We start from the raw sequence: 14,759 nt of genomic DNA, 5'->3' as shown, positions 1-14,759 counted from the left end.
AGGCGTAGGTGACGGCCTGGGCCCGGTCGCGCACCCCGGTCTTGGCGAACAGGTGGTTGATGTGGGACTTCACCGTGGTCTCGCTCACCACCAGGCGGCGGGCGATCTCGGCGTTCGAGAGACCCTCGGCGATCAGGGCCAGCACCTCGCCCTCCCGGGGGGTCAGCCCGTCGGGAAGCTCCGCCGCCCGGACACCACCGGCGTCGGCGCCACCTACAGCGCCGGCGGCCGGACTCGCCTCCCCGTCACCGGAGCCGTCACCCGAGCCGTCACCCGGCCCGGCCCCGGCGGCCACTGCCTGCACCAGGTGGTGCTGCACCGCCGGGTCGATGGCGGCCTGCCCCCGGGCCACCTGGTGCAGGGCCTGGCGGATCTCCTCGGCCCCGGCGTCCTTGGTCAGGTATCCCCGGGCGCCCGCCCGGAGAGCATCGATCACTGAGCGGTCGTCGGCATAGGTGGTCAGCATCAACACGACCGCGGTCGGGTCCTGTGCCCGCAGGCGGCGGGTGGCCTCGACGCCGTCGCACCGGGGCATCCGCAGGTCCATGAGCACAACGTCCGGGCGGAGCGTGGCCGCTGCGGCCACCGCCTCCTCGCCATCGGCCGCAGTGCCCACCACTTCGACGCCCTCCAGCAGGCCCACCAGCGTGCGGAGCCCCTCCCGGACCACCCGCTGGTCGTCCACCACCAGCACCCGCAGCGCCGTCACCGGGGCACCTCGAGCTCCACCCGGAAGCCGTGCTCGGTGGGGCCGGCACGCAGCGATCCGCCCAGCAGCTCCGCCCGCTCCTGCATCCCGGTGAGCCCATACCCGGCCCCGCTCGCCGACAGCTCAGGGGAGGACCCGGGAGGCAGTCCAGAGGGGCCCGACCCATTCCCGCCCACGAAGTCCTCGACGCTCAGGCAGGCACCGCCGGGGCCGTAGGCCAGCCGCAGCTCCACCCGCACGGCGGCGGCGTGCTTGCAGACATTGGTCAGGGCCTCCTGGGCGACGCGGTACAGGGTGAGGCGGGCCTCGGGACCCAGGTCGAACGGGTCGCCGCAGCTATCGAAGGCGCAGGGCACCCCGCTGTCCGCCGAGAACTCGGACGCCAGACCGGCGAGGCGCTCCGGGCCGGGCAGCTCGTCGTCGCGCAGCATGCCGATGGCCCGGCGGGCATCGGTTAGCCCGGACTTCGCCAGGCGGTGCGCCCGGTCCACGGCGTCCGCCACCGCCGGGCTGGCATCGCCGCGGGAGGCCATGAGCCGGGCCCCCTCCAGGTTCAGGACCAATCCCGACAAGGTGTGGGCCAGCACATCGTGCATCTCGCGGGCCAGCCGCTGACGTTCGGCCAGCGCCGCCGCCTGGGCCTGGGCGGCCCGGGTCTGCTCCAACTCAATGACGAGGCGGGTCTGCTCCTCGGTGGTCTCCCGGAAGCGGCGGGCCACCATGGCCACGCCGTAGACCCCCACCACGCCGATGTCCACCTGGACGATGCCCTGGACGCGGGGGTGGGCGGTGAGCAACCAGCCGGTGGCGAGGCTGGCCACGGCGACTACGAGGATGCCGGCGCTGGCTGCAGCCGGCAGGCTGAGCGCCGCCGACCCCACGGCAAAGAAGGCCCCGAGGAACCCGGGGCCGTCGGGCTGCACCCGGATCAGGGCCGCCGAGCCCAGCACGCTCAGCAGGATCAGCGCCGGGCGAAGGCCGGCCCGGGCAACCGGCACGGCCATCAGCGAGCCGGTCCCGACCACGAACGCCGCCAGGGCGACGCTGACGTCGAGGGAGAGGCCGTGCAGGCCCGGCGAGGGGGAAGCCTGGAACGTCTCCACCGCCACGAAGGCGGTGACCACCACGGCCAAGGGGCGCAGCCACCCGTAGGGCACGCTCACCGCGCAACTGTACGCCCAGCCCCGAACCGGCGTCGCCCGACGCCCGGCGGATTCGCCGCCGCCCGAACATCCACCCCCCTTCACCCGCGTCCACTTCCTGTCCATTTCGTATCCACTTCCTTTCCACCCGTGGGTGGAGGGCATCCGGCCCGGCCGGCCTGGAAGATCCTCCCGGGCGCCGATGACCGCCCGGCGGCGCAGGAGGAGGCTCATCGCACCATGACGGACGGAGGCGACATGCCCATCACCGAAACGCAGCCCGCCCGGGACGGGACGAACGCCACCTCGCCGGTGGTCCAGGTCCGGGGCCTGGTCAAGAGCTACGGCAGCCACCCGGCAGTCCGGGGCATCGACCTCGAGGTGCACGCAGGCGAGATCTTCGCCTTCCTCGGGCCCAACGGCGCCGGCAAGACCACCACCGTGGAGATTCTCGAGGGCTTCCGGAAGCGCACGGCGGGCGAGGTCAGCGTGCTGGGCGTCGATCCGGCCCGGGGTACCGGGGCGTGGCGGGATCGGGTGGGGGTCGTGCTGCAGGAGTCCGAGCCGGAGCCCGGCCTCTCGGTACGGGAATGCCTCGAGCTCTACGCCGGGTACTACAGCCACCCCCGGGATGTGCAGCAGACCATCGAGCTGGTGGGCCTGAAGGGCCGGGAGGGGGCCATCGGCACGGAGCTCTCCGGCGGCCAGCGCCGGCGCCTCGACGTGGCCATGGCCATCATCGGGGACCCGGAGCTCATCTTCCTGGACGAGCCGACCACCGGCTTCGACCCCTCGGCCCGGCGGGCGGCCTGGGAGGTGATCGCCGGGCTGCGCGACCTGGGTAAGACCGTGTTCCTCACCACCCACTTCATGGACGAGGCCGAAGCCCTCGCCGACCGGATCACGGTCATGAAGGCGGGCCAGATCGTCGCCCGGGGCACGCCCCACACCCTGGGGGGCCGGGACCGGATGACCGCGGCGATCACCTTCACGCTCCCTGCGGCCCTCGAGGTCCGGGAGATGCCGAGCGGGCTGCGACCGCTGGCCGAGGAGGGGCCGGACGGGGCGACGGTCATCCACAGCGAGAGCCCGCTCGTCCACCTCCAGATGCTGGCGGATTGGGCCCTCGGCCACGGCGCCGATCTGCCCGACATCGACGTCCGGCGCCCCTCGCTGGAGGACGTGTACCTGTCGCTCACGAACGAGGAGGGACCGCGATGACACTCCACCAGTTCCGCTACGACCTGCGGGCGTTCCTCCGCAACCCCCAGTACCAGTTCTTCACCCTCGCCCTGCCGGTGATCTTCCTCGTGCTGCTGGCGGCCCTGTTCGGGGGCAAGGGGAGCACCGTGGGCGTCGCCGGGGGCAAGGTGAGCGCCACCGTGGAGTACGTGCCGGGCATCATGACCCTGGGCATCATCGCCGCTTCCTTCATCAATCTGGTGATCGCCGTCACCGCCCAGCGCGAGACCGGCGTCCTCAAGCGGCGCCGGGCGACGCCCGTCCCGGCCAGCGCGGTGATCGGCGGGCGGGCGCTCACCGCAGTAGTGGCCGCGCTGGGGATCGCGGTCGTCCTGTTCGGGATTGGCTGGGTCTTCTACAGCGTGCAGGTCCCGGCCCGGACCGCACCGGCACTGGCAGTGACCATTGTGGTGGGCGCGCTGTCGTTCTGCTGCCTGGCGTACGGGTTGGCCTCGGTGATCCACGACCAGGACTCTGCTCAGCCGGTCACCCAGTCGGTGATGCTGCCCCTCTACTTCATCTCCGGCGTCTTCGTCCCGGTGTCCCAGCTCCCCCACTGGCTGGTGAAGGTTGCCGATGTCTTCCCGGTCCGCCACTTGGCGTCGGCGCTGCTGGTGGCCTACAACCCCCACACCAGCGGCCCCGGGTTCGCCGGGTGGGACCTGCTGATCGTGGCCGCCTGGGGGCTCGGCGGCCTGCTGATCGCCCTGCGCCGCTTCAGCTGGCTGCCCATCTCACGCTGACGCTAGGACCGCATCGAGGACGCACCGAGTACTGCATCAACGAGAGGAGAGGAGGAGGTCAATGGCCACAAAGACCCAGACCCGCAGCGGCACCTGCCCCACCCACGGCACCGTCGAGGCCGTCCGCCAGGTGCCCGGGCCGAGCTTCCCGTTCATCGTCTACGGCATCCGGCGGGCGGTGTCGGCCAGCAAACCGTTCCTGTGCCCGGACTGCGGCCAGCCGGTGAAGTAGGCACCGGACGCGCCAGGGGGCCCGGCATTCACCGGGCCCCCTGGCTGCGAGCGGGTCCTACTCTTCGTCGTCCGGGCGGTGCTCGTTCTCCACGAACCAGCTCCGCATCTCCCGCACGAACTCACCGATGACCCCGTGCCCGTTGCCGTGGGAGTGGCCGTCGGAGTGGCCCGAGCGCAGGCGCCGGATCATGCTCGCCGAGACCGTGACGAACCGGGGCGTCTGCTTGGAGGACACCATCAGGGCGAAGGCACCCAGCAGGTAGCAGAGCACCGCGGCAAGCACCAGCGGGAGCACGTTGGTACCGGTCACCGGCAACGTCGGCTCCTTGTTGAACTGCACCCCGAGGACCGTGGTCGACGGCGACGGGCTGGGATTCTGCACCGACTGGGTACCCAGTACCGACGCGGCAGGCGAGGGTGTGGGGCTCGGGGGCGGCGGAGGCGGCGGTGGGCTCGGGCTGGGCGACGGGCTGGGGCTGGGCGACGGCGTCGGGCACGGCAGCGGGCCCACGTCGGCCCCGGCGGTCCCGGTCAGGCCGAAGAGCTGGCCGGCGCCATCGGCCGTCAGGCTGCGCACCTTGGGGATGTCCACGCCGAACACGCCCACGTCGGTCAGGGTGCCCGTGGCGGGGTTCAGGGTCTCCAGATGGCCGCCGGTGTCGGCTGCGCTGGTGGCGGCATAGAGGGTGCTGCCCTCGAAGACGAGGCCAGAGACCTCGCCGCGGCCGCCGTCGGCCTGCACGCCCAGGGAGTCGTTGCTCCCGAAGTCGTTCTGCACGAGGGTGCCGGTGGAGGGGTCGATGCGGACCAGCAAGCTGGCGCCGTTGCCGTGTCCCTGGTCGATCGACGCCAGGAAGTTGCCGGCGCCCGCGTCCCAGGCGAGGGCCAGGACCAGGTCATTGCTGTCCCCGGCCGACCCACCGGGGATCGAACCGCCCAGGCTGGACCCGATGGCGGTGAAGGCGCCACTGGAGGTGTTGACCGACCCGAACTGGGTCCCCTTGACCGCGTACAGGGTGCCATTGGCCTGGTCCAGGGCGATGGCGTCGAAGCGGCTCCCGGAACCGGCGGTGTCCACCGCCGCCACGTTGGTGCTGGCGGTCGGGCTGCACCCCTGGGCATTGGCGACGTCGAGCACGCCCAGGCCGTTGCTGCCGAAGGCGAGCCAGCACTTCCCGCTGCTCGGCCCGTGGCACTCAAGGCCGTCGTTGTGTTGGTTCTCGGTGTTGTCGCCCGGGATCAGCACCCGGGATGTGACCGCCCCGGTGGACTTGTTGATCACCAGCAGGCCCTGCTGGCAGGCTGACGACCCCACCGCGCAGTTGGGAGTAGGTGTCGGCACCGGCGCGACCTGCGCCCCAGCTGGCAGGGCACCGAACAGCCACGCCAGCGGCACCAACATCAGGCTCACCACGAGCACTGCGATCGGTCGAGACCGTCGAGTTGCTGCACCCTCCGAGCGCCGGCTCGGGCGCGCGGCACGAGGACCCAAAGAGATCACCCCCATCATTCCCCTCACTTATACCAAAAGGTCCCAAGCCAGACGCCTAGAACCCCCATGTCGGCCTCATCATTACACACAGCCCCGGGCGAAGCCGTGATTGTCGGTCAACTTCTGCTGCCACATTCACGCTCAAACGCCACGTTTGCGCCCTCCTGCGCGCCCACACCTCTCCCGTCGGTGACCGTGCCCGGTGTGTGAGGCGCATATACCCCGCGGAATCGCCCGGTAACCCATCTGGGGGACGCTCGTCCACCCTGATGCCCTCCACCACGATGTTGGAGACAAAACGACCCCCAACGCTCCCCCTCTCGCCCCGCTGCGGCCCTGCTCCGGCCCTGCTGCGGCCCGTGCGTACAATCAGGGTGGAGGCGTCGCCTAGATTGGCCTATGGCGCGGGTCTGGAGTACCCGTTGGGGCGGTAAGCCCCTCGCGCGTTCAAATCGCGCCGCCTCCGCGAGACGTATCCGGCTATGCTTCGCCTGCGGTCGCGCTAGGTGGGGAGTCGGCGGTTCCCTGTACTCCAAATCCGCCCAACGGGAGGCTGAATTCCCACCTGCGGCTCCGTGTGCTTGCGGAACGCGCTTCGCCGTCGGCGCTGACGGCTGGGTCCCGCGCGAGCCAGCGCCGTGAACCGGGTCAGGTCCGGAAGGAAGCAGCCCTAAGCGGAGAGCGGCGGCGCCGCGGGGTTACCTGGCCCGAGCCGGTGACGAAGTAAGCCCCCAGGCGCGCGAAGTCAATGGTGGGTGCGCGACCGCACTTATTTCTTTCCGCGGGCTCTTTCTGCGTTTCTTTTCGCGGACTGCGGATCAGGGGGCCGGGCTGTCGTAGCCCGCCTCTATCATGGCCGCGCATGGGTCAGCAATCGCTCTACCGCCGCTACCGCCCCCAGACCTTCTCCGACGTGGTCGGGCAGGGGCATGTCACCCGCACGCTGCAGAACGCCTTGGCGGAGCAGCGGCTGCCCCACGCCTGCCTGTTCTCCGGCCCCCGGGGCACGGGCAAGACGTCCACCGCCCGCATCCTCGCCAAGGCCCTGAACTGCGAGCAGGCTCCCACCCGCGAGCCGTGCAACGTGTGCGCCTCGTGCCGGGGGATCACCGCGGGGACATCGCTCGATGTGGTCGAGATCGACGCCGCCTCGCATGGGTCGGTGGACGACGCCCGGGAGCTCCGCGAGAAGGTGGCCTATGCCCCGGTCGCCGGCCGCTGGAAGATCTACATCCTGGACGAGTGCCACATGCTGACGACGGCGGCCAACAACGCGCTGCTCAAGGTGTTGGAGGAGCCGCCCGGCCACGTGGTGTTCGTCTTCGCCACCACCGAGCCCTCGAAGGTGCTGCAGACGGTGCTGGACCGCTGCCAGCGCTACGAGTTCCGGGCGGTCGAGCCCGACGCCGTCGCCCGGCGCCTCCTTCAGGTGTGCGAGGCCGAGGGCGTGGCCATCGAGGGCGCCGCCGCCTCGCTGATCGCCTCCCGGACCACGGGCTCGGTGCGCGATGCGCTCGGGCTCCTGGACCAGGCGATGTCGTACTCGGGCTCCAGCATCGGCGTCGAGGACATCTCCCGGCTGTTCGGGGCGGTCCCGGGCGAGATCTTGTTCGAGGCGGTCGACCTCATCTCCGAGCGTGACGCCGGGGCCTGCTTCGCGTTCACCGACCGCCTGATCCGCTCCGGGCAGGACCCCCGGGAATTCCTGCGCAGCCTGATCGACCACCTCCGGTCGGTGTTCCTGGTGCAGCACGCCTCGGCCGCCCAGGAGATCCTCAACGTTGCCGACGACCAGCTCGACCGGCTGCGGGGGCAGGCCAACCGTTTCGCGCCCGGGGACCTGCTGCGGATCCTCGACCTGGCCGGGGAGGCGCACCTCCAGCTTCGCCAGGCCGCCGACAGCCGCCTCGGGCTGGAGATCGCCGTCGTGCGGATGGCCCGGCCGGAGCTGCACGCGTCGCCCGCCTCCCTGCTGGCGCGGCTGGAGCGGCTGGAGCGGATGTCGGGGCTTGCCGGGGACGCCGCCGCCGCCGGCCTCAGCCCGGCTCCCCTGGCGCAGCTCCTGCCCCACGCCGCACCGGCACGTGCCCCGGTGGAGCGTCCCGCCCCGGTGGCCCCGCCCCCGGCCCGCCGGGAAGTGGTCGCCTTCGAGCGCCCCCCGCCGGCCGCGGTCGCGGCGCCTGCTCCTCCCCCGCCCGCGCTGGCACCCATCACCCCGCCGGGGCCACTCCCCCCGCCGGCGGATAGGCCGGTCCCTGCTCCCGTGCCCGCTCCGGCCGCCGCGGCCCCGCCCGCACCCGCGGTCGGCCCGGTGGACCTGGAGCGCATCGCCCGGGCCTGGGACAGCGTGCTGGCGAAGGTGAAGGCGAAGAAGATCTCGGCGCAGGCAATGCTCCACGAGGCCCGGCCCTCCGCCTACGAGCACGATGAGCTGGTGCTGGAGTTCGCCCCCACCCACCGCTTCCACCGGGACAAGGTGGCCGATCCCCGGTCGGGCTACCTGCTGCCGCTGGTGGAAGCGCTGTTCGACACCTTCGGCGTGCGGCCCAGCGTGCGCTGCGTGCTGGGCGACGGTTCCCGGCCGCCGGCGCCTCCCGCCTCCAGCGGGCCCGGACCAAATCCACAGGCGGGGAGCGATGTGGGAGAAGATGTCCGCGGAGGTCCTCCCCCGGCGAGGCCGCGGGACCCCATCGACCTGATCCGGGAAGGGTTCGCCGCCGAGATAGTCGAGGAGAGCTAGCCCAAAAGGAACGAACGCTATGGACATGAACAAGATGATGAAGCAGGTCCAGAAGATGCAGGCCGACCTCGCCAAGGCGCAGGCTGAGCTGGCCGAGGCCGTCGTCGAGGGCGCTGCCGGCGGGGGGGCGGTGAAGGTCGAGTTCACCGGCCAGGAGCTGACCAAGGTCAGCATCAGCGCCGACGCCGTCGACCCCGATGACATGGGGCTCCTGGAGGACCTGGTGCGGGCGGCGGTCAACGCCGGTCTGGCGGCGCAGCAGGCCCTGGCGGCCGAGCGCCTCGGCCCCCTGGCAGGCGGCATGAGCCTGCCCGGGATGCGCTAAGCCCGCCCGGCAACTTCCGAGCCGCCCGAGCCCCCGCCCATGCTGGCCGCCCCGGTCCAGGACCTCGTCGAGGAGCTCGCCCGGCTGCCCGGCATCGGGCCGAAGACCGCCCAGCGCCTGGCGTTCCACATCCTGAAGTCGGACGCCGCCGATGCCCGCCGGCTGGCCACCGCCATCGTCGGGGTCAAAGAGAAGACCCGTTTCTGCGCCCGCTGCTTCAACATCTCCACCACCGAGCTGTGCGAGTACTGCGCCAGCGACCGCCGGGACCCGACGCTGGTGTGCGTGGTGGAGGAGGCCCGGGACATCGTGGCGGTCGAGAAGACCGGCGAGTTCCGGGGCCGCTACCACGTGCTGGGCGGCGCCATCTCGCCCATCGACGGCATCGGCCCGGACGACCTGCACATCAGCGAGCTCCTCGCCCGGCTCCGGACCGAGGGCATCGCCGAGATCATTGTGGCCACCAACCCCAACGTCGAGGGCGAGGCCACCGGCATGTACCTGGCCCGCCTGATCACCCCCCTGGGCGTGAAGGTGACCCGCATCGCCAGCGGACTGCCGGTGGGCGGCGACCTGGAGTACGCCGACGAGGTGACCCTCGGCCGGGCGCTGGAGGGCCGCCGGGAGTTCCCGAACTCGTAGGTACACTGGCCCGTCCCGCCCCAACGCCGGACCCCACAGGAGACTGACCGCGTGGCCCTCGTCGTCCAGAAGTACGGCGGCTCGTCCGTCGCCACCACCGAGCGGCTCAAAATCGTCGCCGACCGGATCGGGCTGACCGCGGCGGCGGGCAATCGGGTGGTGGTGGTGGTCTCGGCGATGGGCGACACCACCGACCATCTGATGGACCAGGCCCTCGCCATCTCGCCCATCCCCCACCCCCGGGAGCTGGACATGCTGCTCTCCGCCGGCGAGCGCATCTCGATGTCGCTGCTGGCCATGGCGCTCAACGAGATGGGCCACGAGGCGGTCAGCCTGACCGGGTCGCAGGCCGGGATCGTGACCGACACCACCCACACCAAGGCGAGGATCGTCGATGTCCGGGCCCGGCGCATCCTGGAGGCGCTCGAGGCCGGTCGGATCGTCATCGTCGCCGGCTTCCAGGGCGTGTCCAGCGGGGCGAACGACGTGACCACCCTCGGCCGGGGGGGCTCGGACACCACGGCGGTCGCTCTCGCCGCCGCCCTGCACGCCGACGTGTGCGAGATCTACACCGATGTGGACGGGGTGTACACCGCCGATCCCCGCATCGAGCCCCAGGCGCGCAAGTTGCCGGTGGTGAGCTACGAGGAGATGTTGGAGATGGCCGCCAGCGGCGCCCGGGTGCTGATGCTGCGGTCGGTGGAATACGCCAGGAATTATGGTGTGGTGCTCCACGTGCGGTCCTCGTTCAACTACGAGACCGGCACCTTTGTCCAAGAGGAGGACGAGCGGATGGAGAAGGCGCTGATCTCGGCGGTCGTCCACGACACGTCGGAGGCCATGGTGCGCATCCGCCGGGTGCCGGATCAGCCGGGCATTGCCGCACGGGTGTTCGGCGCACTGGCGGGCGAGGCCATCAATGTGGACATGATCGTGCAGAACGTGTCCGAGGACGGGCGCACCGACCAGTCCTTCACCATCCCCAAGGACGACATCGCCCGCTCCGAAGCGGTCATCACCCGGATCGCCGAGTCGATCGGGGCCGAGGGCTGGAGCACCGAGCCGGAGATCGGCAAGGTGTCCCTGGTGGGCGCCGGCATGCGCACCCACACCGGCATCGCCGCCAAGATGTTCGACACCCTCGCCCAGGCGGGCATCAACATCGAGATGATCTCCACGTCGGCCATCCGGATCTCGGTCGTGGTCAAGGCCTCCGAGGTGGTCGAGGCCGTCCGCCTGGTCCACGAGGCATTCGACCTGCCCGAGGACGCCGTGCTGCGCGAGGGGCCGGCGGCATGAGGCTGCCTGCCAACCCCCGGGTTGCGGTCGTCGGCGCCACCGGCGTGGTCGGGCGCGTCATGCTCGACCTGCTCGAGGAGCGGGCCTTCCCCGCCGCCGAGGTGCTGGCGGTCGCCTCCGCCCGCTCCGCCGGGCGCCAGGTGCGCTTCGCCGGCGGCCATCTCACCGTGCAGGCGATCGGCGAGGGCATCTTCGACGGCGTGGACCTGGTGCTTTTGGATACCCCGGACGACGTGGCCCGGACCTGGGGGCCGGTGGCCGAGGCCGCCGGGGCCGTGGTGGTGGACAACTCGGCCGCCTGGCGCATGGACCCCGACATCCCGCTGGTCTGCCCGGAGGTCAACGCCGGCGTGCTGGCCGACTCCACCCGGCGGATCATCGCCAGCCCCAACTGCACCACCCTGGGCGTCGTGCTGCCGCTGGGCGCCCTCCACCGGCGGTTCGGGCTCGAGAAGGTGATCGTCTCGTCCTACCAGTCGGTCTCCGGTGCCGGCCTGGCCGGGATCGAGGAGCTGCGCGAGCAGGTGGAGAAGCTGGCCGCCGACCCCGCCGCCCTCGATGCCCTCGCCACCGGCGGCGAGCACCTGAGCGAGGTACTGCCGCCACCGACCGCCTTCCCCACCACCGTGGCATTCAACGTGATCCCCCGAGCGGGCTCGGCCCGGGACCACGGCTACACCAGCGAGGAGGCCAAGCTCGCCCACGAGAGCCGCAAGATCCTCGGCCTGCCCACCCTGGCGGTGACCGCCACCTGCGTCCGGGTGCCGACGATCGTGGGCCACGGCGCCTCGGTCTGGGTCCGCCTCGCCGCACCGGTGGACGCCGCCTCCGCCGAGGAGTGCCTCCGGGAAGCGCCCGGGGTGGAGCTGGCCGACCTGCCCACCCCCCAGCTGGCCGCCGGGAAAGACCCTTCTTATGTAGGGCGGATCCGTCCCGACCTGGACGACGACCACGGCCTCGCCTTCTTCTGTGCCTGCGACAACCTGCGCAAGGGGGCCGCCCTGAACGCTGTCCAGATCGCCGAGGTGCTGCTCCCGCACTGATCCCACCGGGCTCGGTGGGGGCCGGGTCCGGGGCACAGCCCGTCCCAATGCCCGCAGGCGACCAAGCCGGACAGCCACAAATTTTTTCGCAACCTCGTGCAAAATCGGACGAGTGAGCGCATCAGTAGTTGCGTAGTCCGCAGCGACTCCTTTAGGATGCGGCTTCAGTTAATTCAGGTTGCTTTTTCCATTTCCTGGACTAGAACCCACATCAAGGGTCATTGGAGTGGAACGCGGCCTGGCTGGCACGCCGGGGGGCCCTGCCGGGGCCGTGCAACACGTGTGTGTCCGAAGCCAGTGCGCCTATGTGTCGTGCGTAATGCGGAATTGCAGTTAGAAAAGGAGCGCTCGTGGCCGTCGTTTGTAAAGTCCAATTCGGCCTGGCGTCTCCTCCACTCCCCGCAGTGCTCAACCAGGTGTCGTTTCGTCGCGTGCGCGAGCGGAGCGTGACTGGTTAGACGTGCTACTGGGGCCCTGAGCCGAGCGGAAGGGGAAGCCGAATGGCCCTATACCCAGGGACGGAATGTCGGTAGCAGGCCAGCACCTGCTGGGCCGACGCAGGAAGTTGTGGTTGAGCGGCGCAGTGGCCCTTGGCTGCGTAGCTCTGATGAGCCTCCCCCCACTGCTGCCGAAGGGTCACGCCGGCAGCGGTGATGTGGCCACCCTGCTGAACCTGATCAACCAGGACCGGGCCAACCACCACCTGGCACCGGTAGCGCTCAATAGCGCGCTGAGCGGCGTCGCCCAGGCCCAAGCGGTGAAGATGGCGGACGCCGGCAAGATTTTCCAGAACCCGCTGTTCCCCAACGATGTGCCGGCCGCCAACGCCGGGGGGGAGAACGTCGGGTACGGACCGTCGGTGGCCCAGGTTGAATCGGCGTTCGAGGCCAGCCCCGAGCACCAGGTGATCCTGACCAACGGCATCTACACCCTGGTCGGGATCGGGCTGCAGCCGTCGCCGATCGGGCTGATGGTGGTTCAGGATTTCGTGGACCACCTGAGCGGTGCCGCCGCCGTGGCGCCGGCGGCACCGAAGCCGGCCGTGGTGGCACCCAAGCCTGCCGTGGTGGCGCCAGCGCCAGCACCCAAGACCGCTGCACCGCCGCCGCCCGTGGTGCCCGTGGTGCCCGTGGTGACGACGCCTCCGCCGCCACCGCCGCCTCCTCCCCCACCGCCGCCAACCATCGATGTGGCCCTCTACTCCCGCATGCTGCAGTGGGAAGCGTGGCAGGCCTCGGACGGGGCGCCCGGCCCGTAGCCCGCGATGTAGCCCCGGACGGTGCCTGGCTCTGGCCGGGGTGCCCGGCGCGGTACACTCAGCACCTCGGGAAGTAGCGCAGCTTGGTTAGCGCGCCACGTTCGGGACGTGGAGGCCGGGGGTTCAAATCCCCCCTTCCCGACGGATAATCATGGAGTTCGATGAGGTCGTGCGCCGGCGCCACATGGTGCGGCGCTACCTGCCCGATCCCGTCCCCGATGCCACGCTTTCCGCGCTGCTGGATACCGCCCGGCGGGGGCCGAGCGCCGGCTACAGCCAGGGCCAGTCGTTCGTCGCGGTGACCGATCCAGGGCTGCGGGCGCAGATTGCCACCCTGTGCGCCGAGGAGTCCTACCTCGCCCGGGGCTTCGAACCGTGGATATCCAGTGCCCCGGTGCTGGTTGTGGTGTGCACCTCCCGGCAGGCCTACGCCGAGCGCTACGCCGAGGCGGACAAGCTCGGCCCGGGCGCCGAGCCCTCCTGGCCCATCCCCTTCTGGTATGTCGACGCCGGGTGCGCGCTCATGCTCCTGCTGCTGGCGGCCGTGGACCACGGCCTGGCCGCCGGGGTGCTGCGGGTGCGGGACGAGGATGGGCTGCGAGCGCTGCTGGGCATCCCGGAGGGGGAGCAGCCGGTGGCCATCGTGACGGTCGGGAAGGCGGCAACCGACCGGAGGTCCGGCTCGCTCGACCGGGGCCGCCGGCCATTCGACGAGGTGGTACACCGCAACGGGTGGTGACCCGGGGGAAGCAGGGCGGCTGGACGGGTCGGGCGTTCCTTTGACCAGGACCGCCCGCCTGTGGCTGGTCCTTGCTGCCAACCTGGCCCTCGTCGGGGCGCTGCTGGCGGTCGGGATCTTCGCCCACTCCGTCGGAGTCCTAGCAGAGGGAGCCGACTACCTCGCCGACGCAGCAGCGATCGGGGTATCGCTGGCCGCGGTCCGCTTAGCCGCTCGGCCCCCGACACCCAAGCGGCCGGCGGGCTACCCCAGGGCCACGCGCTGCGCGGCAATGGTCAATGCGGGATGGCTGTTGGCGCTCAACGTGCTGGTCGCAGCGGAGGCGGTCCGCCGCTTGTCCTCCGGGGTGCACGAGGTGCACGGGCTGCCGATGCTTGTCGCAAGTGGGGTCGCCGCCGTCGTCATGCTGGGCGGAGCCCTTCTTCTCGGCGGCGCCGGCGAAGGGGACGAGGACGAGGGCGCTGCGCTCAACCGTGCAGCGGTGCTCCTGGACACGGCTGGCGACGCCGCGGCGGCCGGCGGGGTGGCGGTGGCCGGCGCGGTGATCACCGTCACCGGCGGCACGTTCTGGTTGGACCCGGCCGTGGCGTTGGTGATCGCAGTGGTCGTCAGCTACCACTCGGCCCGGCTCGGGGTCCGCATCGCCGGGTCGTTGAAGAAAGCCGCCGCCGATCGGCCTGGCCGCCGCTGACCCGGACCCGCAGGACCCGGCAGAATGCCGCTGGCGCGGCCAAACCTGACGTGAGCTGCGTGCTTCACGTGCTTGATTCTATTCAGGGGACTTAAGCCAACGCCGGAAGGCCCGAGCAGTCGCAGGAAGCGCCGATTTTGCAGGGGCCACGGTGATTCCCTTGGCACTCGCAGCAACTGAATGTGTTTACATTTCTCACTCTTGCAGCAGTCCGGCCAAATACGAGGCTAGGATCGCGGGCGGCAGGAAGGATCACGCGGCATAGGAGCGGTGTCCGGAGAACCACGCCAACCCCAATAATTCGCTTCCGCGGTCGTGATGTTAGCGGCCATGAAAAACTGCCCGTAGACGGCCACGAACCTGCCCGCTGGCGGCCACGAAAACTGCCCAGCGGTGGCCAGCAGATCTGCCCAACCGTCTGAGGTCCGTCCGAAATCCACCTTGAGGTCCCCTCCCGGGG

Annotated in this window: 14 protein-coding genes, 2 tRNA genes and 1 other RNA gene; 14 read left to right on the top strand and 3 right to left on the bottom strand. The window is 70.9% G+C overall.

Going from position 1 to position 14,759, the window contains the following annotated elements:
- A partial coding sequence (locus VFW71_04235) for a response regulator transcription factor (GenBank protein HEU5001969.1) occupies positions 1-709 on the bottom strand: 709 nt, incomplete at its 3' end.
- The gene (locus tag VFW71_04230) at positions 706-1,872 is read right to left on the bottom strand and encodes a histidine kinase (GenBank protein ID HEU5001968.1); all 1,167 of its coding nucleotides are present in this window, start codon (positions 1,870-1,872) and stop codon (positions 706-708) included. The genes VFW71_04230 and VFW71_04235, both read right to left, overlap by 4 nt.
- 219 nt (positions 1,873-2,091) lie before the next feature.
- On the opposite strand from VFW71_04230, the gene VFW71_04225 reads away from it, so the two are divergent.
- The 3 genes from VFW71_04225 (at position 2,092) to VFW71_04215 (ending at position 4,068) form a co-directional block, all read left to right on the top strand.
- Complete coding sequence (locus VFW71_04225; GenBank protein HEU5001967.1) at positions 2,092-3,072, top strand: ABC transporter ATP-binding protein; 981 nt, start codon at positions 2,092-2,094, stop codon at positions 3,070-3,072.
- On the top strand, positions 3,069-3,836 hold the full coding sequence (locus VFW71_04220) for an ABC transporter permease (protein HEU5001966.1): 768 nt from the start codon (positions 3,069-3,071) through the stop codon (positions 3,834-3,836). The genes VFW71_04225 and VFW71_04220 overlap by 4 nt, the downstream gene beginning before the upstream one ends.
- A 61-nt stretch (positions 3,837-3,897) precedes the next feature.
- Complete coding sequence (locus VFW71_04215; protein ID HEU5001965.1) at positions 3,898-4,068, top strand: hypothetical protein; 171 nt, start codon at positions 3,898-3,900, stop codon at positions 4,066-4,068.
- Between the two features lie 57 nt (positions 4,069-4,125).
- On the opposite strand, the gene VFW71_04210 is transcribed toward VFW71_04215, so the two are convergent.
- Positions 4,126-5,481, bottom strand: a complete 1,356-nt coding sequence (locus tag VFW71_04210) for a hypothetical protein (protein HEU5001964.1) — start codon at positions 5,479-5,481, stop codon at positions 4,126-4,128.
- Positions 5,482-5,938: 457 nt separating this feature from the next.
- Here VFW71_04210 and VFW71_04205 point away from each other — a divergent pair.
- The 11 genes from VFW71_04205 to VFW71_04155 all read left to right on the top strand — a co-directional run bounded on the left by VFW71_04205 (position 5,939) and on the right by VFW71_04155 (position 14,299).
- Positions 5,939-6,028: transfer RNA gene (locus VFW71_04205), tRNA-Ser, on the top strand.
- 31 nt (positions 6,029-6,059) lie between these two features.
- An RNA gene (gene ffs / locus VFW71_04200) (signal recognition particle sRNA large type) lies at positions 6,060-6,325 on the top strand.
- 99 nt (positions 6,326-6,424) lie between these two features.
- On the top strand, positions 6,425-8,302 hold the full coding sequence (gene dnaX / locus VFW71_04195; GenBank protein HEU5001963.1) for a DNA polymerase III subunit gamma/tau: 1,878 nt from the start codon (positions 6,425-6,427) through the stop codon (positions 8,300-8,302).
- A gap of 19 nt (positions 8,303-8,321) precedes the next feature.
- Positions 8,322-8,627: a YbaB/EbfC family nucleoid-associated protein gene (locus VFW71_04190; protein HEU5001962.1), complete on the top strand. Its 306-nt coding sequence runs from the start codon at positions 8,322-8,324 to the stop codon at positions 8,625-8,627.
- A 39-nt stretch (positions 8,628-8,666) separates the two neighbouring features.
- Positions 8,667-9,269: a recombination mediator RecR gene (gene recR / locus VFW71_04185; protein ID HEU5001961.1), complete on the top strand. Its 603-nt coding sequence runs from the start codon at positions 8,667-8,669 to the stop codon at positions 9,267-9,269.
- A gap of 51 nt (positions 9,270-9,320) precedes the next feature.
- Positions 9,321-10,568 (top strand): aspartate kinase, encoded by a 1,248-nt coding sequence (locus VFW71_04180; protein ID HEU5001960.1) that lies wholly within the window; start codon positions 9,321-9,323, stop codon positions 10,566-10,568.
- Positions 10,565-11,611, top strand: coding sequence for an aspartate-semialdehyde dehydrogenase (locus VFW71_04175; GenBank protein HEU5001959.1), 1,047 nt, complete (start codon positions 10,565-10,567; stop codon positions 11,609-11,611). Before VFW71_04180 ends, VFW71_04175 begins: the two co-directional genes overlap by 4 nt.
- A gap of 607 nt (positions 11,612-12,218) precedes the next feature.
- The gene (locus tag VFW71_04170; GenBank protein ID HEU5001958.1) at positions 12,219-12,869 is read left to right on the top strand and encodes a CAP domain-containing protein; all 651 of its coding nucleotides are present in this window, start codon (positions 12,219-12,221) and stop codon (positions 12,867-12,869) included.
- 67 nt (positions 12,870-12,936) lie between these two features.
- Positions 12,937-13,011, top strand: a tRNA-Pro gene (locus VFW71_04165).
- A gap of 9 nt (positions 13,012-13,020) precedes the next feature.
- A complete protein-coding gene (locus VFW71_04160) occupies positions 13,021-13,608 on the top strand; it encodes a nitroreductase family protein (protein ID HEU5001957.1) in 588 nt (195 codons plus the stop codon).
- Positions 13,609-13,648: 40 nt separating this feature from the next.
- Positions 13,649-14,299 carry a cation diffusion facilitator family transporter gene (locus tag VFW71_04155; protein HEU5001956.1) on the top strand — a complete coding sequence of 217 codons (651 nt, stop codon included), beginning with the start codon at positions 13,649-13,651 and terminating at the stop codon, positions 14,297-14,299.
- The last annotated feature ends 460 nt before the right edge of the window (positions 14,300-14,759 follow it).

It is taken from the genome of Actinomycetota bacterium (assembly GCA_035765775.1).
Taxonomy (GTDB): Bacteria; Actinomycetota; CADDZG01; order JAHWKV01; family JAOPZY01; genus DASTWV01.
Note: the sequence above shows the minus strand (reverse complement) of the source record. Positions and strands in the feature narration are given on the sequence as shown.